The sequence below is a fragment of the Dietzia sp. genome (genome assembly GCF_036741115.1).
GTDB lineage: Bacteria > Actinomycetota > Actinomycetes > Mycobacteriales > Mycobacteriaceae > Dietzia.
The window spans coordinates 1-17,766 of record NZ_DAINST010000067.1 but is presented as its reverse complement, the minus strand read 5'-3'; the positions used below and the strand labels follow the sequence as shown (position 1 = coordinate 17,766).

The window sequence follows — 17,766 nt, the reverse complement described above, 5'->3', positions numbered from 1 at the left end:
CCGGAGGCGTACTTCCTCATGCTCGGCTGCGGCGTCGTGAACTTCATGATCTACGCCCACGACATCTCCCCCTGGCGCGTGTTCACCATGACCCTCGTCGGTGGCATCGCCGCGGTGCTCGGCACCATGGCTGAGCTCGTCCCCGATCCGTACGGACCGGAACGCAAGGCTGTGACGGCGGCGGTCGAAGCCACCCGCGCCTACGCCGATTCGGCGGCCGGAGAGGACTCGCGGCCCTTGCACCGCCGCGCGGCCGAGGCCATGTACCGCGCCCGCACCGAGCTCACCGACGCCCGCCCGGTGTTCCCGCGCGCCCCGTGGGCCGCGCGCCGCATGCGGAGCATCGAGGCGCTCGAGGCCGATCTCGACGCCGCGGAGCGGGCTTTCGAGGCCCGCGTCGGCGCCGCCGCCGAGCGGATCCTCGCCTTGGATCCGCCTGCAGGGCTCGGGGACCCTGACGGGTCGAGCGGATCCTTCGGCACGGCGAGTGCGGCGGGCTCGGGCACCGCCGAAGAAGGCGCGCTGAGCGAGCGGCTCCAGGGCGTCGCGCGCGCCGGCGGCGGCCGACCCTCGGTGCCCACGCTGCTACGGCAGGCCGCGTCGTGGCCCTCGGACCAGCTCGTCTCGACTTTCCGTGTGGGCGTCGCCTCGGCGATCGCCGGGATCGTCACCGTGCTCATCGGCGGCGAGCACATCTACTGGTCCACCGCGTTCGCCGCCGTCGCGCTCAACCAGGGCGGCGCGCGGATCGTGCAGAGCTACCGGGCGGTCAACCGGCTGGTGGGCACAGTGTTCGGCGTGTTCCTTTTTGCTCTTATCGCCGCTATCCACCCCTCGGGAATCGTGCTCGTCCTCGTGATGATCGCCCTGCAGTACCTCATCGAGCTCGTCGTGGCGAAACAGTACGCGCTCGCCACGTTCCTGCTCACGCCGCTGGCGCTCATCATCTCGGTGGGCGGTGCGCTTCCGCATTCGCCGTGGTCCGTGCTGTCCGAGCGCCTCATCGACACCGTGATCGGCGTCTCCGCGGCGTTTATCGCCGTGTGGTGCTTCGGCCGCGGGATGCCGCGCTCCGTGCTGCACGGGCAGACCGGGCGAACGCTGCGCGCAATGTCCGACTACCTCGCCGCCCCGGGCGACGGCGAGCGCCGTGAGACCCTGGTCCTCGGCGCCCGCGAGCTCGAGTCCGTGGCCTCGGCGGTGGCCACGGAACGCGGCACCGGGACCTCGCGCAGCATCCGCAGCGCGCGGGAGGTCACGGAGGTGGCGTACGTACTGCTCGGCGCCGAGGGCTGGCGGCACCGTAGGAAGCCCGGATCCGCCGACTCCGCAGATCCCGTGTGGAGGTCCGAGGGGATCGCCGGCTTCCGCGAGAATATCGACCGCGCCGCGCGCGAGCTCGATAATCGCGACGGCGAGGCCGCCGGCGCGCGGATCGACGGGCTCGTCGAGGACCTGTCTCGGGCGGTGCGCCGGAGGTAGTCCGGTCGCGCCCGTGAGAGCGCCGCTGCGGAAGCTCCGCGGAATTACCGCAGCCGCTCGGCCTCCTTCGCGCTGCGCACGAGATCGGCGGCGAGCCCGATGAGCTCCTCGCCCTTCGCCCCCTCCTCGACCGCGGTCTGCAGGTCCTCGGCGGCGCAGCGCAGCACGAACGCGCGCTCGGTAATCGCGGAGGCCTCCGTCTCGGTGAGCACTATCGAGCCCTCGGGGAGCCCGAGATCCTCGGCGCGCATGCGGCTCTCGTAGGCCCGCTGCCGGCACGAACGCTTGCAGTACTTCCTGCGCCGCCCCTGCGTGGGCTGATCCACCGGCCTGCCGCACCACGCGCACGGGACCGTGCCCCACGGCGAGCCGGCAGGCTCCCCACGAGTCTCGCCGGCGGTCTCCCCGCCGGGGCGTGATGGCTTCGGATCGGTCACGGCGGCTAGAATACGCGGGTATGACCGGAGGCCGCCGCGAGGCCGCCGGGAACAAGCGGGCGCCCGGCGGCGTTGTACGGGCCGGACGTTAGGTAGCAATCGAAGGAGCCCACTATGGCAGATCGAGTACTGCGCGGTAGTCGCCTCGGGGCGGTCAGTTACGAGACGGACCGGGATCATGATCTCGCTCCGCGCCGCACCGCCCGCTACCAGACCGAGAACGGCGATATCTACGAGATCCCCTTCGCCGACGATGCCGAGATTCCCGGCACGTGGATGTGCAAGAACGGCCAGGAGGGCAAGCTCCTCGACGGCCCCGCGCCGGAGGAGAAGAAGGGCAAGCCCCCGCGCACGCACTGGGACATGCTGCTCGAGCGCCGCTCGCTCGAGGATCTCGACGATCTCCTCAAAGAACGCCTCGACGTGCTCAAGAAGCGTCGGCGCGCCGGCTCGAGGTAGCAGGCAAGGTTAGGTCCGAAGGCTCTGGAACCGGGCCCCGGCCCACTTACGCATGACGGCGGACATCGCAATCGATGTCCGCCGTCCCGCATTTCAGTGGCCGGTACCCGCGCGTCGCCCGCTCCCCTGCGCTGCCCTAGCGCTCGCGGCGCAGCAGGACGACCGTATCGAGCATCGTCCCGCGCTGCCCCTCGGGGCCGATGGCCTCGCGCTCGCGGACCTCGGCGGTGACAGCGGACCACGCGCCCGCGGGCACGGCTAGGTCGAGGACCTCGCCCTCGGGAGTGGGCATCGAATCGGCGTTCTTCTTGTGCTCGGCGGAGGCCCAGTCCGGCGGGGCGAAATGGCTCAGAGCGAAGAGGTGGCCGCCCGGGCGGATCAGCTCGCCGGCGAGGCGCAGGAGTCCGGTGCGATCGAACTCCTCCATGGGTGACTGGAAGAAGCTCGCCGTCACGAGGTCGAGGGGCCCGGGCAACTCGACGCGGGCGCGGCGTAGCCACTCCCCGATCTCGCCCGAATCGAAGCTCGCGCGGCCCGCGGCGCCAGTCGCGCCGCCATAGGCGATCGCGTCGGCGGCTTCGCGCGCACGCGACACTGCGGTCTCGGAAATATCGACGCCCGTGGCGTCCCAGCCACGCTCGGCGAGCCAGAGCACGTCCGCGCCCTCTCCGCAGCCGAGGTCGAGGGCGCGGCCCGGGGCGAGCGGGCCGACGACGTCGACGAGCACTGGGTTGGGATTTCCGCTCCAGCGAGTCTTTCCGGCGTAGAGGTCCTCCCAGAAGGCCTTCGAGTCCACGGGGGCCGCCGTGTCCTCGCCTGCGCCGCCGTGGTGATCGTGTGCCATCGTCGCCCTATCCGTGTGAGGTCTGTAGTCCGTGTACGCCCGTATTCCGCGGTCGGAGGCCCTAGTTCTTGCCGAGCAGGCCGCGGACCTGGGTCCTGCGGCGCTCGATTCCCCACTTCGGCACGTTGAGCGCGGCCTCGCGGAAGATCGACTCGCTCATCTTCGACGTGCCCACCGTGCGCTCGACGAAGGTGATTGGCACCTCGACGATCCGGAAGCCCTTCTCGAAGAAACGGAGGGTCATGTCGATCTGGAAGCAGTAGCCCGCCGAGTCGATGGCATCGAAATCGAGGGCGGCGAGCGCGGAGGCGCGGTACGCGCGGTATCCGGCGGTGATGTCGTTGACCCCGATGCCGAGCCAGAACCTCGAGTAGAAGTTGCCGCCGCGAGAGATCACGTGCCTGCTCAACGGCCAGTTCTCGATCTTGCCCCCGGGGACGTAGCGCGAGCCGATCGCGAGATCCGCACCCTGCTCGACCGCGCCGAGGAGCGTGGGAAGCGACTTCGGCGGGTGCGAGCCGTCGGCGTCCATCTCCACGACGATCTCGTAGCCGTGCTCGAGAGCCCATCGGAAGCCCGCGATGTAGGCAGCGCCGAGGCCTTCCTTGCCCGCGCGGTGGAGCACGGAGATCCTGCCCTCGGGATCGGAGGCGGCGAGCTCGTCGGCGATGCCGCCGGTGCCGTCGGGGCTGTTGTCGTCGGCGATGAGGAGATCCGTCGCCGGCACGTGGCGGAACAGGTCGGCGACAATGTGCTCGAGGTTCTCCGCCTCGTTGTACGTCGGCATGATCACGACGGAGGTGGATCGGCTCATGTGTTCTTCTCTTTCTTCGGCTTCCGTCTCGACTCTCTGGTCGATTCGAGGGCAGTGCGCCGCCGGCGCTCGAGCGTCGGGAGTCGGTGCAGGACGAACATCGCGCCGAGGGACCCGAGGAGTCCGAAGAACGCGAGGAAATACTCGACGAGCGGCCCGAGCTGCGTGGCGAGCGTGCCCGTGGGCATATCGCCGAATTGTGCCACGAGGTACCCGGCCTGGTCCTGCCCTATCTCGGATTGGACGTATCCCCGCTCGTCGATCACCGCGGATACGCCGCTCGTCGCGGCGACGAACGTCGGGATGTGGTGCTCGACGGCCTGCACGCGGCTCATGGCGAGCTGCTGGTAGGTCATCGGGGAATCGCCGAAGGTCGCATTGTTCGTCGGCACAGTGAGGATCCGCGCGCCCTTGTCGACGGCGCTCGTGGCAGCGCGGGTGAACGCGATCTCGAAGCAGGTCGCGACACCGATCCTGTTCTCGCCGACGTCGAGGTTCCACGAGGCGGGCCCTGGCTCGAAATGCCCTGCCGTCTTGGCGATGGGGAACAGCTTTTCCCAGAGGCCGCGCCACGGGAGCCACTCCCCGAACGGCTGGACGAAGAATTTATCGTGCTGCGTGGTCTCGCCCTTGCCCGGCTCCCACACGAGCATCGAGTTCGAGACGGCCTCGGGATCATTGCTCTTCTTGGGCAGGACTGTGCCGACCACGATCGGAACGCCGACGGCGTCCACCGCCGAGTCCATGAGCTCGCGGGCCCGTTCGTTGGTGCGGGGACTCACGTCTGCGGCGTTCTCGGGCCACAGCACGAAATCGGGTTTCGGAACCTCGCCGGATTCGATCTTCTTCGCGAGTTCGAGCGTCTCGTTGACGTGGTTCTCGAGCACCGCGTACCGCTGGGCGGAGAAGTCGAGCCCGGTTTTCGGGACGTTGCCCTGCACTGCCGCGACGGTGATGGTTGCGGGACCGTCCGGATGCTTGTACCCCCGCGCCAGCGGGCTGAACGACATGCCGGTGGTGACGACGAGCAGCACGATCACGTACGTGGCCAGCGAAATCGGTGCGCGGTAGCTGCTCGGCACATGGACGTGCCGCCACTGCCAGGTGACGACGAACATCGCGATCGTCGCGCCGATTAGCGCGACGACGTAGCTCAGTCCCGGGGTCGTGGTGATCGGCGCTAAGTACACGAGAGGGCCGTTGGCCTGCCCGTATGCGAGGCGTCCCCACGGGAAACCGTTCCACGGCCACGAGGACCGGAGGAATTCGGTCGCCGTCCAGAAGGCAGGGATAAAGAGGGCGGTGGAGACGTAGTTGAGCGTGGTCATCCGGGAGCGGTGGAGCACCTGCAGCATGAGGCAGGCGCCGATGGCGAAGACCGCCGTGTAGAGAGAGCACACGAGCGCGAGGCCAAAGGTGGCGTACCAGCCCACGTACATGCCCACCCACGGCAGCAGCAGCCCGAAGAAAGTGAGCCCGAAGGCGATGCCGAGGCAGCCGGCGAGCCAGACGCGCGGGATATGCGCGACGTGTCGCTCCACGGGCGAGCCCTCGGCGGGCGGGTCCCCCATATCCCACGGCGTGAGCGAGACGATGAACATCGCGAAGCCGATCGGCGCGAGGAACCACCAGCCCACGGGTGGGAACGAGGCGTACACGCCCGCGCCGCCGGCGACGGCGAGGACGAAGCGGATGAGGACGAGCACGCCCGAGTATCCGATCGTCAGGTCTATGTCCTGGACGCCCTGTGGGGCCTCAGCCCCTGCGCCGTTCGCCGCCGTTGTTCTCCTTGCGGCAGTGTCGGCTGCGCCCGTAACGTCGCTCGTTCCGCGGCGGCGGATACGGAATCTCTTCAGACCCGCCATTACTCCCGGCCATCCTCGTGAGCACGGCCCGAGCTGTCAGAGCCATCCGATCCGGTCGGGCTGCCCGCGCCGTCCGCCTCCCCGGACAGCGGCCCAGCCGTGAACGACAGCTCCCCACCCTCCACGAGCGCCAGGCAATCGGGGGCCGGTCCGTCGAGGTCGGGCATGGGCGGGACCCCGGAGCGCGGGTCGGTGGACCACCGCTGCACGGCATCGTCGGCGGCGCGCGCGACGAGCTCGCCGGTGCGCCACATCGCGAGCGTCGACGGCGCCCCCGGGCGCAGCACGCCGAGTTCGGAGTGTTGGCCGGCGATGGCGCGCGCGGCCCCGCGGGTTGCGGCCGTGAAGGCGGCGCGCGGGGACAGCGGCCGCGCGGGCGCGCCGGTCCCAGCGCGCTCGGAGCCGGCGAGGACCGCCACGGCGTCCCACGGGCGGTACTCCCCTTGGGCGTCCCGGCACGCGCACGCCAGCGGAACCCCGCTCGACGTGAGCGCGATCAGGTCGACGCCCGCGATCCCGCCCGAGAGCGGGTCGAGCACGAGGGTGACGCCGAGCCGCGCGAGCTCGGCGAGTCGCGCTTCGTCGCTAACGGCACCGTCATTGTCGGCGCCGGCGGCGGAAAGCGCGGCGAGTTCTTCGGCGGCGAGGCCCGAGATCGACGGTGAGCGCCCGGCGAGCGCGACCCGGCCGAGCTTTTCCTCTTCGGCGGCCAGGACCTTCATGGCGGCGTCGAGGTCGCCGGTCGCGCCGTTGGAGCGGAGCGCGAACAGCGTGCGGCCAGTCGAAGCCTCCTCGAGGGCGGCGAGCGCGCGGTCGGTGGGGATGGGCTCCTCCGCCGTCAGGAGCAAGACTCCGCGACTCGCCGCGTCTCTGTCCGGACCCGAGCCCGGGCCAGCGTCAGTACCCGCTGTGCGCTCGACGAAAGGCGGTGCGATCCACGCGTTCTCGGCATCGACCCGCGCCGAATCGGGAAAGAGCGCGCCAGCCGGGGCGTCCTGGCCGATCCAGGAGATGCCGTTGGTGTCGAAGGCGAGGGAGCTCGCGTCGCGGGAGCTCGGGCTCAGCACCCTGCCGCCGCGGAGTACGACGGGCGGCAGGGCGCGCCTGCCGGCCGTGGTTCCTGCAGAAATGGGCATGTGTCCGATTATGGCGCACCGGCCCGCCCCGGCGTGCGGCGACGGGCCGGGTCGGCGTGCTATTCCCCGCCCTCGATCCGGCCCTCGGCGTCGAGGAAGGCCTCGCGGAGGGAATCGAGGAGCTCGGGATCGGGCTCGGACCACAGCCCGCGGTCGGCGGCCTCGAGGAGACGTTCGGCCATCGAGTGCATGGCCCAGGGGTTCGACTTCTCGAGGAAGGCACGGTTCTCGGGATCGAGCACGTACCCTCGTCCCACCGCCTCGTACGTCCAGTCGTCGACGACCTGGGTGGTGGCGTCGAAGCCGAAGAGATAGTCGACGGTCGCCGCCATCTCGAATGCCCCCTTGTAGCCGTGCTTGCGCATCCCGGCGATCCAGCGCGGGTTGAGCACGCGGGCGCGGATCACGCGCGAGGTCTCTTCGAGGAGCGAGCGCGTCCGTACCGAATCCGGTCGGGTCGAATCGCCGACATATGCGGCGGGGGCCGTGCCCGAGAGCGCCTTGACCGTGGCGACCATCCCGCCGTGGAACTGGTAGTAGTCGTCGGAATCGAGGACGTCGTGCTCGAGGGAGTCGACGTTTTTCGCTGCGACCTCGATGCGGGAGTACACGCGCTGCATGTCCTCCCCTGCCCACGCGCCGTCGCGGCCGCGCCCGTAGGAATAACCGCCCCACTCGGTGTAGACGGCGGCGAGGTCGGATTCGTCGCGCCAGTTGCCCGAGTCGATGGTCTGGAGGATCCCCGCGCCATAGGTGCCCGGCTTGGAACCGAAGATGCGGTCGGCGGCGCGCTCCGGGTCGACCCCAGCGGCGGTATCGGCCTCGACGTTCGCGCGCAGATAGTTCTCCGCGTCCGGCTCGTCCGCGGTCGCGGCCATGCGTACGGCGTCGTCGATGAGCGCGAGGACATGCGGGAAGGCGTCGCGGAAGAAGCCGGAGATGCGGACCGTGACGTCGATGCGCGGCCGCCCGAGCTCCTCGGTGGACATGAGCTCGAGCCCGACGATGCGGCGCGAACCCTCGTCCCAGCGCGGGCGGACGCCGAGGAGCGCGAACACCTCGGCGATGTCGTCCCCGGACGTGCGCATCGCGGACGTCCCCCACACGGACAGGCCCACCGTTCGCGGGTACTCCCCGTCATCGTCGAGATGACGGCGCAGGAGCGAATCCGCCATGAGCGTGCCGGTCTCCCACGCAAGGGGGCTCGGGAGGGCACGCGGGTCCACTGAATAGAAGTTCCTGCCCGTCGGCAGGACGTTGACGAGTCCGCGCAGCGGCGACCCCGACGGTCCTGCGGGGATGAACCCGCCGGCAAGCGCGTGGAGGATCCGCGGGATCTCGTCCGCGGTGGCGCGGAGACGGGGCACGATCTCGCGTGCGGTGAAGTCGAGGAGCTCCGAGACCGCTTCGGGGCGTGCGTCCGCGGGGAGGTCGGCGGCGGCGACGATGCCGGGGACCGACGCGGCAGACCAGTCGGCGTCGGCGAGCGCGCCGACGAGCTCCGCGGCGAGGCGCTCGGCCTCGTCGGTGCGGGAGCGGGTCTCGCTGCCGTCCTCGGCGAGACCGAGCGCCTCGCGGAGTCCGTCTGCGGACCGGTCTCCTCCCCACATTCGGCGAGCGCGGAGCATCGCGGTGACGAGCTCGATGAGCTCGGTCCCCTCGGGGGCGCGGCCGAGCGTATGGAGGCCGTCGCGGATCTGGACGTCCTTGATCTCGCAGAGCCAGCCGTCGACGTGCATGAGCATGTCGTCGAAGACCTCCTCGTCCGGGCGCTGCTCCCAGCCGAGCTCGCGGTCCATGCGGGCGGCGGTGATGAGCGTCCAGATCTGCTGGCGCAGCGCGGGGAGCTTCGCCGGGTCCATCGCGGCGACGGAAGCGTGTTCGTCGAGGAGCTGTTCGAGGCGATTGACGTCGCCGTAGGACTCCGCGCGCGCCATCGGCGGGATGAGGTGGTCGATGAGCACGGCGTGCGCGCGGCGCTTGGCCTGCGAGCCCTCGCCAGGGTCGTTGACGAGGAACGGGTAGACGAGCGGCAGGTCTCCGATCGCCGCGTCGGGGCCGCAGTCCGCGGACAGGCCGACGTTCTTGCCGGGCAGCCATTCCATATTCCCGTGCTTGCCGACGTGGCAGACGATGTGTGCGCCGAAGCCGCCGCGGGCTGCGGGCTCACGCAGCCACCGGTATGCGGCGAGGTAGTGGTGGCTCGGCGCGAGGTCGGGATCGTGGTAGATCGCCACGGGATTCTCGCCGAAGCCGCGCGGCGGCTGAACCATGACGAGGACGTTGCCGAACTCGAGCGCGGCGACGTAGATCGTGTTGTCGTGGACGTAGAGCTCGCCGGGCGCCTCTCCCCAGGCGTCGACCACGTCGGCGCGGAGCCCTTCGGGCATCGTGGCGAACCATTCGCGGTAGGTGTCCGCGGGGATGCGGTGGGGGCTGGACGCCATCTGCTCCTCGGTGAGCCAGTCGGGGTCCTGTCCGCCGGCGGCGATGATCGCGTGGATCAGATCGTCGGATTGCGCGGTGTCGAGCCCGGGGACGGGCTCGGCACCGAGGTCGTATCCGGTATCCCGCATAGCGCGGAGGATCTCGACGACCGAGGCGCCGGTGTCGAGGCCCACGGCATTGCCGATGCGCGCGTGCTTCGTGGGATACGCCGAGAGCATGAGCACGACCCGCTTGTCCTGCGGGGGTACCGTGCGCAGCACGCCCTGACGGGTGGCGAGGCCCGAGAGCCTGTCGACGCGCTCGGTGTCCGGGACGTAGCGGGCCAGCCCGTCGTCGCCGTACTCCTTGAACGAGAACGGGACGGTGATGACCCGGCCGTCGAACTCGGGCACGGCGACTTGGGTAGCAACGTCGAGCGGGGTGAGCCCGTCGTCTGACTCCAGCCACGCCGCGCGGGAGCTCGTGAGGCACAGGCCCTGGAGGATCGGGATATCGAGCTCGGCGAGGTGGGCGACGTTCCACGACTCGTCGCTCTCCCCCGCTCCCGCGAGCGCCGGGGCGGAGCCGCCGGCGGCGAGGACGGTGACGATTGCGACGTCGACCCCGCGCAGTACGTCGAGCAGGCCTTCGGCCGGCCGGCGGAGGGAGGCGGCGAAGACGGGCACTGGCTGCGCGCCCGCCCCGGCGAGGCCGTCGCACAGCGCCTCGACGTACGCGGTATTTCCCGCGAGGTGCTGCGCGCGGTAGTAGACCACCGCGACGCGGGGCGCGGGGGCGCTCGGGGCGATCTCCGCGGCGAGGCCGTCGCTCGCCGGGGAGAAGGCGCCGCTCTCGTAGCCCGAGAGATAACCCCACTCCGGCATCTCCTCGGGGGCTGCGAAAGCGTCGCCGCTGAGCAGGATGGTGTCCGAGAGGAATGCGTGGAGGTTGGCCAGGTTCGCCGCCCCACCGTGCGCGAGGTAATCGTGGGCTTCGCGGGCCACGCCTGCCGGGACGGTGGACAGGCCCATGAGGTCGGCGTCCGGGGCCTGCTCCCCAGAGACGACGACGAGCTGCGCTCCCGCACCGACGATCGCTTCGGCATGGTCCTCAATCGACTGCCTGCTGCCGAGGTAACGGAGCACGGCGACCGGGCAATCGGCGGCCCGCTCGGCGGCCTGTTCCGGGGACAAGGTCATCGGGTTACCCACGACGAAGTCGGCGCCCGAGGCGTGGGCGGAGAGCAGATCGGTGTCCGAGGTGGAGAGCAGCAGGATGGGCATGAGGACCTTTCGTGGGTGGATCGCGTCCCGCGAGGCGATGCCGCAAGTGCGGCCGGGGAGTCCGCCGCTCGAGGTCCGACTCGGGCCCGCTGTGGGTCCTCACGGTGGCGCGACCGTGCCGGATTCTCACCGGCTTCCCGATCGGCGGGTGCTTCTCGGACAGCCTATCCCGCGTCGGATCGAGAGCGGGGCCTACCCTGGATGGATGAACTCCACTCCCTCACCGACGTCTGCGGCATCCGCCTCGGACGATGGCGACCGCTGCCCCGGCGTGCTCCGCCTGCACGAGGCGGACGACGGGCTCCTCGCCCGCGTGCGGGTCCCCGGCGGCCGCCTCTCCCCCGCCGCGTGGCAGGCGCTCGCGGCGGCAGCGCGGCTCGGCGACGGACGACTCCACCTCACCTCCCGCGGGAACGTTCAGATCCGCGGGCTGGAGGCCGGGGACCGAGAGGAGCTCGTCGAGGTGCTCGCCGCCGCCGAGCTCGCGCCCAGCGAATCGCACGACAGGGCGCGAAACATCCTCGCCTCTCCTCTCGCCGGCCGGCTCCCCGGGCACGGTTTGCTCGACTCGCTCGTCACGGAGCTCCACGCGGCAGTACTCGACCGCCCCGCGCTGGCCCGACTTTCCGGTCGGTTCCTCTTCGGCCTGGATGACGGCTCCGGCGACATCCTCCGGCACGGTCCCGATCTCGGCGCACAATGGACGGGGGCAGCGGACGATTTCGAGATCGTCGTGGCCGGGTCGGCGAGCGGGATCCGAACCGCTCGATCCTCCGTACCAGCCGTGCTCGCGGACCTCGCCGAACACTTTCTCGAGGTATCGGGCGATGCGTGGCGGATAGCCCCGGGGGGCGAGGCGGAACGCGCCATTGTCGATGCCGCCGGGACTCACCGGGACACCGCCGACCTGGACCGAGCGGAAGGCGGCGGGGCCTCCGCCGGAGGAGGGGCGCCGGGGCCCGGCGGCGGTCCTGCCGCCGTAGAGGCCCCGCCCGTCGGCTGGGTCGATACGACGGACGGGCTCGTCTCGCTCTTGGCGGTCACAGAGTTCGCCGTCATCGACGAGAGGCTTGCCGAGTTCCTCGGCGCTATCGACACCGAGACCACGATCTCCGCCGACCGCGTGATCGGCGTGCACGGGTTGCGAGAAGAGCAGGCCGAGCAGGTCGTGCGCGTGCTCGCGCCCATGGGGCTGATCTTCGACGCCGCTTCGCCGTGGGTGCGGGCGAGTGCGTGTATAGGGGCCGAAGGCTGCGCGAAGTCCGAGCGCGACGTCCGGGCGGACCTGCGCGCGGCCGTCGCACAGGGGGGCCCGGCGCCGGGTAGCGAGGCGGATCCGCCGGCCGAGCACTGGGTCGGCTGCGGGCGCGCATGCGGCTGGGACCACGAGTCCGTGCTCCGGATCGCCACGGCGGAGGGCTATGAGCGCCGCGAGGGCCCGGCCGGAAACAAGACGAACCACGGGAACCGAGAGAGAGGAACGCGTTGAGCGCGGACGCACGAACAGTCGGAAACGGCGCCGGTGACTCTTCGGAGCACACCGAGCACACCTTCCGCTACCAATACGAGCGCGACGGTCAGGCGATCTACGACGCCTCCTTCGCGACCATCCGCGCCGAGGCCGAGCTCTCGCGCTTCCCCGAAGACGTCTCCCGCGTGGTCGTGCGGATGATCCACGCCGCGGGGCAGACCGATCTCGCGGAAGACGTGGAATTCTCGGCGGACGTGGTCTCGGCGGCTCGCGGAGCGCTCGCCGCGGGGGCGCCCGTGCTCGCGGACGCCCACATGGTCGCCTCGGGCGTGACCCGCAAGCGTCTCCCGGCCGACAACGACGTGCTATGCCTCCTGCGAGAGGACTCCGTGCCCGGTCTCGCCGCGGAATTAGGCACGACCCGTTCGGCCGCGGCGCTCGAGCTGTGGCGCCCGCGTCTCGACGGCGCGGTCGTCGCGATCGGGAACGCGCCCACCGCGCTGTTCTACCTCCTCGAGATGCTCCGCGACGGCGCCCCTCGGCCCGCCGCGATCGTCGGGTGTCCCGTGGGCTTTATCGGCGCCGCGGAATCGAAGGAGGCGCTGGCCGGGGATGCCGCCTCACTCGGCGTCCCGTTTCTCACGGTGCGCGGGAGGCGCGGGGGTTCGGCGATCACGGCGGCCGCCGTCAACGCGCTGGCGAGCGTCGCCGAATGAGCGCGGACACGAGCACGCCGGGCAAGGGGACGGGCACGCTCTACGGTGTGGGCATCGGGCCGGGAGACCCGGAGCTGCTCACGCTCAAGGCGGCGCGAATCATCGAATCGGCCGACGTGGTCGCCTACCACGCGGCGCGGCACGGCCGATCCATCGCGCGCCGCACAGCCGAGGCTCATCTGCGGCCGGGCCATATCGAGGAGCTGCTGCGTTACCCGCTCACCGTGGAGAGCACGACGCATCCCGGGGCCTACGACGCCGCCATCGAGGAGTTCTACGTCGAGGCCTCGGCGCGCCTTGCCGCGCATCTCGAGGCCGGCCGCGACGTCGCCCTGCTCGCCGCCGGCGATCCCCTCTTCTACAGCTCGTTCATGTACATGTACAAGCGCCTCGAACAGCGCTTCCCGTGCGAGATCGTGCCGGGGATCACGGCGGTCTCGGCCGTCTCCGCCGCCGCGGGGCGCCCGCTCACCGAACACGAAGAGGTGCTCACCGTGCTGCCGGGCACGCTGGACGAGGGCGAGCTCTCCAGGCGCCTCGCCGACACCGACGCAGCCGTGGTGATGAAGCTCGGTCGCACCTTCGGCAAGGTCCGCTCCGCGCTCGAGTCCTCCGGTCGCCTCGGCGAGGCAACCTATGTCGAGCGCGCGAGCACCCCGGAGCAGCGGGTCGCCCCGCTCGCCGAGGTAGATCCCGGCTCGGTGCCCTACTTTTCCGCAGTGGTCGTGCCCAGCCCCACCGATTCGCGCCTGCGAGGTGCCCAGGCCGGTGGCGCACCGTCCCCTGTCTCCGCTGACGTGGCGCGCAGGCCGCGGGTCGCGGTCCTCGGGACCGGCCCCGGCCCGGATAGGTGGATGACGCCGGAGGCCGCCGATGCCCTTGCCCGCGCCACCGACCTCGTGGGCTACGAGACCTATACGAAGCGGGTCCCCGCGCGGCCGGGTCTCGTCGTGCATTCCTCCGATAACCGCGTCGAGGTCGAACGCGCGACGTTCGCGCTCGACCTCGCTCGGCGCGGGCGCGAGGTCGTCGTGGTCTCTGGCGGCGATCCTGGCATCTTCGCCATGGCCACTGCGGTGTTCGAGGCCGCGGAAGTCGGAGGCTATACGGATGTAGAGATCGAAGTGTTCCCCGGCGTCACTGCGGCGAACGCCGTGGCCGCGAAGACCGGCGCTCCCCTCGGCCACGACTTCGCCATGGTCTCTCTCTCCGACAGGCTCAAGGGCTGGGATGTAATCGAGGCCCGTCTCCGTGCGTTGCTCGAGGCGGACCTCGCCATCGCGATCTACAACCCGGCGTCGCGCTCGCGGCGGGAGCAGGTCAGGCGACTCGCCGAGCTCGTCGCCGAGATCGGCGGGCCCGACAGGGTCGTGATCCAGGGGCGCGACGTGGGCCGAGAGGGCGAGGATGTCCGCGTGGTCCGTGCTGCGGACTTCGATCCGGAGACAGTGGACATGCGCACGCTACTCATCGTGGGATCGAGCCGCACACGGGTCCTGGATACCCCGAACGGCCTGCGCGCCTACACTCCGCGCAGCTACTAGGCGCCTCTACCGCTGTCGAGAAGCGCCCGGATATCCGCTCGATTGAGCCCGCGGATGTAGATCCTGTCGGCGTCGAAACGCGAGACCTTTCGGGGTGGCAGCGCGCGGAACGCGGCGGCGAAGTCGACGGCGCCGAGGGATGAAAAGGATTCGGGATCGTCGTCTGGTCCGTCGATCCCGACGAGCGCGAGTTCCCAGTCGACTGGCGACTCCTGGCCGACCTGTTGACGAATGTGCGGAGGAAGCGTGGGCGAATGAGGGAGGACCGTATCGACTCCCTCGGTGAGCGTATAGAGGCCCTGGATCGAGCCGTCCGGGGCGCGGGCCGCCATCTGGCTCGCGAAGTGGGCGTCGGTGTGCTGTGGCGGACCGACGAAGTCCCCGAAAGCATTCGCCGGACTATCGCTGCGGAAGATGTGATCGAGGATCTCGCGATTGAGGGATACGTCCACGTTGACGCCCTGGACGAGGATCGCGGGGTTCCCGGATTCGAGCGAGCGGAGAAATGCCATGAGGCCTGCTCGAATATCGCCGCTGTAGTCGAATGAGGTGATCGTCTCGGCGGTGAAGTTGTCGCCGTTTTCCGCCACGACGGAAGCGCCGAAGTGGCGGGCGAGCGCGGAGAGGAAATCGAGCGCGATGCGCCAGTCGTTGGGCGCGGACGGCGTGAGCACACGGACGGTGTATGCCCCCTGCTGGTAGGTGAACTCGAACCCGCGGCCACTGTAGGGAGAGATCCCGAGGCGGGAGATGATCTCGTCGGTCTTCCGCCCGGCATAGCGCTCGAGTTCTTCGGACCCTCCGTTCTCCTCGGGCTGGAAATAGGGTCGGAGTCCGGTGGGGCCCAGGCGCATCGCCTCTGCCAGACGCAAGGGCCGGTGTCGGCGCCCGGGCGGGGCGACGGTGAAGGTGATGCTCATCGGTGGCTCCTCGATGTTCGGTGGATCCGTTCGGGAGCCGCCACCGGAGGTTCAGGCGCGAGCGGCGCCGAAGACCTCGACTATCCACTCGGCCGCTTCGCGCACCGTAGAGACGGTGCGCACGGGCGGCGTGTTGGCGCGTTCGATCATGATGACCGGGATGTGCAGCGACCTCGCAGCCTCAAGCTTTGCCGACGTCGAATCCCCGCCGCTGTTCTTGGTGACGACTACGTCGATCCGATGGCGCCTGAGTAGCGAATGTTCCGAGTCGAAATCGAAGGGCCCGCGGTCGAACATGAGGAGATAGCGCCGCGGCAACTTGCCCTCCGGGGGTTCGACGCAGCGGATGAGGTACGAGCTCCGGGCATCGCCGGCGAAGGCCGCGAGATTCTGTCGGCCGATGGTGAGTAACGGACGCTTGAACCGTTCCTGCACCACGCGCGCCGCTTCGGCCGCCGTGGGTACCGAGATCCACTCGTCCCCGGGGCCCGGCGTCCATTGCGGCCGATTGAGGCGCAGCATGGGGACGCCGGTCGAGGCCGTGGCCTCGACGGCGGACGCCGAGATACGTTCGGCGAATGGATGGGTCGCGTCGATGACAAGGTCGACCGCGTGGTCCAGGAGGTAGCGACCCAGTCCCTGCGGTCCACCGAATCCGCCGATCCGCACCTCTCCCTCGGGTAGGCGGGGTCGCTTGACGCGTCCCGCGAGCGACGTGACGACGTCGAGCCCCGCTGCGGAGATGAGCCCCGCGAGCTCGCGCCCCTCGGAGGTGCCGCCGAGGATGAGGATCTTGTTGGGCGGCGCCCCGTGGTGCTGGGTGGAGTTCGCCATCTCTGTGGCTCGATCTGCGGAGAGCACGGGATCGGGAACGGCGAGTTCGGATTCTTCGAGTTCCCTCTTGGGACGTTCGATCGGCGTGGCTCGAAGTTGAGCCGGCTCGAGATCGTCGGCTTCGGAATCGTCGGCGAACGCGCCGTCGCCGATGGCGTCGGAAACGTCAGAGGTGTAGGAGGTGTTGGACTCAGCCACGGGGCCTGCATCGTCGGCTACGGGCTCGGCGCCCGACCCCTCTACATGTGTAATGATCTGGTCGGACTTAGGTCCCACGGCATCCGCCGCGTCCAGGGCCTTGTACGGATCGGGCACGGGCCGGAGAGTCTGCTTGCCGAGCTCGTTCTCGCTCCCGGAAGGAGCGTCGCACAGAGTGCGGCCCTTGGCGTCCCGCGGGCGATCGTCGGAATAGAGGAACGAGCGTGGCGCGGCGACCGCGGAGGAACCGGCACCAACGGCGTCATCCGCACGGAGGGGATTGTCCGCAAGCGGGGAGGTCTCGGCGAAGACCGCGCCGATCATGATGACCGCCGTCCGTGTGACTCCCGCGGCGGCGAGCTCCTCAGGCAGCCGGCCGAGCGTCGTGCGGAGGAGGACCTCCTCCGGCCGGGAGACATAGGCGGCGACGGCGACGGGCGCGTCGACGCCGTAGATGGGCTCGAGCTCGTCACGCACGCGTTCGGCCTGGTGCGCGGCGAGATGGATCACGGCGGTGCCGCCGGAGGCACACGCCGTCGCGAGATCCTCCCCCTCGGGCATGGGCGTGGAGCGACCGTCGACGCGCGTGAGGATCACGGTCTGGGCGACGTTGGGGATGGTGAGTTCCGTACGCAGCGCGGCTGCCGCGGCCGTGTATGCGGGAACGCCGGGGACGATTTCCCACGGGATCCCGGCGGCATCGAGCGCGGCGAATTGCTCGGAGATCGCAGAATAGAGGCTCGGATCGCCGGAGTGGAGGCGCGCGACGTCGTCGCCGCGCTCGTGCGCATCGCGGAGCTCGGTGACGATCTCGTCGAGCGGCATTCGCGCGGTGTTGATGATCCGCGAGATCGGTGGGCACAGCGCGAGGACCTCGGGAGGCACGATCGATCCGGCGTACAGGCAGGTGCCGCACTGCCGGACGAGGCGCTGGGCGCGGACGGTGAGCAGGTCCGGTGCGCCGGGGCCCGCGCCGATAAAGTAGACGGTCATGGTCTCCCGGGGCCTCCCTCCTGTGTTGTCGATTCTCCGTTCGCGCCCGTTCCAGCGGCGTTACCGACCTTCTCGCACACGTAAATTACCAGGTGGCGCGCAGGTTCCCAGCCGGAATACCGGCCCAGGGGCCGCAAGTGCTCGACGCCGAGGCGCATCATCTCGCCGCCGTGGCGCTCGCGGTGGGAGTGGAGCAGGAGCTCGGCCTCGGCTGTGACGGCCGTGGCGACGAATCGCCCGCCGTCTCGGACGGCGCCCCAGGCCCAGTCGAGCATCCCGTCCGCGGTGAGCCCGCCGCCGACGAAGACCACGTCCGGCAGGGCTGCGAGTGGTGCGTAGTCGG

At 70.3% G+C, this 17,766-nt stretch carries 12 protein-coding genes and 3 pseudogenes; 5 read left to right on the top strand and 10 right to left on the bottom strand.

Annotated features, from left to right (window positions below; all coding sequences use genetic code 11):
* A partial coding sequence (locus V7E05_RS10800; protein ID WP_333619656.1) for an FUSC family protein occupies positions 1-1,482 on the top strand: 1,482 nt, incomplete at its 5' end.
* 44 nt (positions 1,483-1,526) lie between these two features.
* Here V7E05_RS10800 and V7E05_RS10795 read toward each other — a convergent pair.
* Entirely contained in the window at positions 1,527-1,808 is a 282-nt protein-coding gene (locus V7E05_RS10795; protein WP_333619658.1) for a hypothetical protein, read from the bottom strand.
* A gap of 225 nt (positions 1,809-2,033) precedes the next feature.
* On the opposite strand from V7E05_RS10795, the gene V7E05_RS10790 reads away from it, so the two are divergent.
* Positions 2,034-2,378: an RNA polymerase-binding protein RbpA gene (locus V7E05_RS10790; RefSeq protein WP_333619655.1), complete on the top strand. Its 345-nt coding sequence runs from the start codon at positions 2,034-2,036 to the stop codon at positions 2,376-2,378.
* A gap of 136 nt (positions 2,379-2,514) precedes the next feature.
* Here V7E05_RS10790 and V7E05_RS10785 read toward each other — a convergent pair whose 3' ends face one another.
* The 5 genes from V7E05_RS10785 to cobN form a co-directional block, all read right to left on the bottom strand.
* Complete coding sequence (locus V7E05_RS10785) at positions 2,515-3,222, bottom strand: class I SAM-dependent methyltransferase (RefSeq protein WP_333619654.1); 708 nt, start codon at positions 3,220-3,222, stop codon at positions 2,515-2,517.
* A gap of 61 nt (positions 3,223-3,283) precedes the next feature.
* Positions 3,284-4,036: a polyprenol monophosphomannose synthase gene (locus V7E05_RS10780; protein ID WP_333619653.1), complete on the bottom strand. Its 753-nt coding sequence runs from the start codon at positions 4,034-4,036 to the stop codon at positions 3,284-3,286.
* Positions 4,033-5,901 carry an apolipoprotein N-acyltransferase gene (gene lnt, locus V7E05_RS10775; RefSeq protein WP_333619652.1) on the bottom strand — a complete coding sequence of 623 codons (1,869 nt, stop codon included), beginning with the start codon at positions 5,899-5,901 and terminating at the stop codon, positions 4,033-4,035. Before lnt ends, V7E05_RS10780 begins: the two co-directional genes overlap by 4 nt.
* A complete protein-coding gene (locus V7E05_RS10770) occupies positions 5,901-7,037 on the bottom strand; it encodes an amidohydrolase (protein WP_333619651.1) in 1,137 nt (378 codons plus the stop codon). The genes lnt and V7E05_RS10770 overlap by 1 nt, the downstream gene beginning before the upstream one ends.
* Before the next feature lie 59 nt (positions 7,038-7,096).
* Positions 7,097-10,747 carry a cobaltochelatase subunit CobN gene (cobN, locus tag V7E05_RS10765; RefSeq protein WP_333619650.1) on the bottom strand — a complete coding sequence of 1,217 codons (3,651 nt, stop codon included), beginning with the start codon at positions 10,745-10,747 and terminating at the stop codon, positions 7,097-7,099.
* A gap of 205 nt (positions 10,748-10,952) precedes the next feature.
* On the opposite strand from cobN, the gene V7E05_RS10760 reads away from it, so the two are divergent.
* From V7E05_RS10760 to V7E05_RS10750, 3 genes are read left to right on the top strand one after another with little or no spacing between them, the layout of a single operon-like run.
* Positions 10,953-12,236, top strand: coding sequence for a precorrin-3B synthase (locus V7E05_RS10760; protein WP_333619649.1), 1,284 nt, complete (start codon positions 10,953-10,955; stop codon positions 12,234-12,236).
* Complete coding sequence (locus V7E05_RS10755; RefSeq protein WP_333619648.1) at positions 12,233-12,934, top strand: precorrin-8X methylmutase; 702 nt, start codon at positions 12,233-12,235, stop codon at positions 12,932-12,934. Before V7E05_RS10760 ends, V7E05_RS10755 begins: the two co-directional genes overlap by 4 nt.
* Positions 12,931-14,478 (top strand): precorrin-2 C(20)-methyltransferase, encoded by a 1,548-nt coding sequence (locus V7E05_RS10750; RefSeq protein WP_333619647.1) that lies wholly within the window; start codon positions 12,931-12,933, stop codon positions 14,476-14,478. The genes V7E05_RS10755 and V7E05_RS10750 overlap by 4 nt, the downstream gene beginning before the upstream one ends.
* Here the strand turns inward: V7E05_RS10750 and V7E05_RS10745 are convergent.
* The 4 genes and pseudogenes from V7E05_RS10745 to V7E05_RS10730 form a co-directional block, all read right to left on the bottom strand.
* Positions 14,475-15,398, bottom strand: a complete 924-nt coding sequence (locus V7E05_RS10745) for a DUF4299 family protein (RefSeq protein WP_333619646.1) — start codon at positions 15,396-15,398, stop codon at positions 14,475-14,477. The genes V7E05_RS10750 and V7E05_RS10745 overlap by 4 nt on opposite strands.
* A gap of 51 nt (positions 15,399-15,449) precedes the next feature.
* Positions 15,450-16,181 (bottom strand): annotated as a pseudogene (locus tag V7E05_RS10740) (cobalt-precorrin-6A reductase); the annotation flags it as partial.
* Between the two features lie 420 nt (positions 16,182-16,601).
* A pseudogene (locus V7E05_RS10735) lies at positions 16,602-17,423 on the bottom strand (cobalt-precorrin-4/precorrin-4 C(11)-methyltransferase); the annotation flags it as partial.
* A pseudogene (locus V7E05_RS10730) lies at positions 17,420-17,766 on the bottom strand (hypothetical protein); the annotation flags it as partial. The pseudogenes V7E05_RS10735 and V7E05_RS10730, both read right to left, overlap by 4 nt.

Excerpts from the sequence above, each read along its gene's own strand:
- V7E05_RS10790 (WP_333619655.1), top strand. The coding sequence starts at position 2,034 with ATGGCAGATCGAGTACTGCGCGGTAGTCGCCTCGGGGCGGTCAGTTAC.
- V7E05_RS10785 (WP_333619654.1), bottom strand. The coding sequence starts at position 3,222 with ATGGCACACGATCACCACGGCGGCGCAGGCGAGGACACGGCGGCCCCC.
- V7E05_RS10780 (WP_333619653.1), bottom strand. The coding sequence starts at position 4,036 with ATGAGCCGATCCACCTCCGTCGTGATCATGCCGACGTACAACGAGGCG.
- lnt (WP_333619652.1), bottom strand. The coding sequence starts at position 5,901 with ATGGCGGGTCTGAAGAGATTCCGTATCCGCCGCCGCGGAACGAGCGAC.
- V7E05_RS10770 (WP_333619651.1), bottom strand. The coding sequence starts at position 7,037 with ATGCCCATTTCTGCAGGAACCACGGCCGGCAGGCGCGCCCTGCCGCCC.
- cobN (WP_333619650.1), bottom strand. The coding sequence starts at position 10,747 with ATGCCCATCCTGCTGCTCTCCACCTCGGACACCGATCTGCTCTCCGCC.
- V7E05_RS10760 (WP_333619649.1), top strand. The coding sequence starts at position 10,953 with ATGAACTCCACTCCCTCACCGACGTCTGCGGCATCCGCCTCGGACGAT.
- V7E05_RS10750 (WP_333619647.1), top strand. The coding sequence starts at position 12,931 with ATGAGCGCGGACACGAGCACGCCGGGCAAGGGGACGGGCACGCTCTAC.
- V7E05_RS10745 (WP_333619646.1), bottom strand. The coding sequence starts at position 15,398 with ATGAGCATCACCTTCACCGTCGCCCCGCCCGGGCGCCGACACCGGCCC.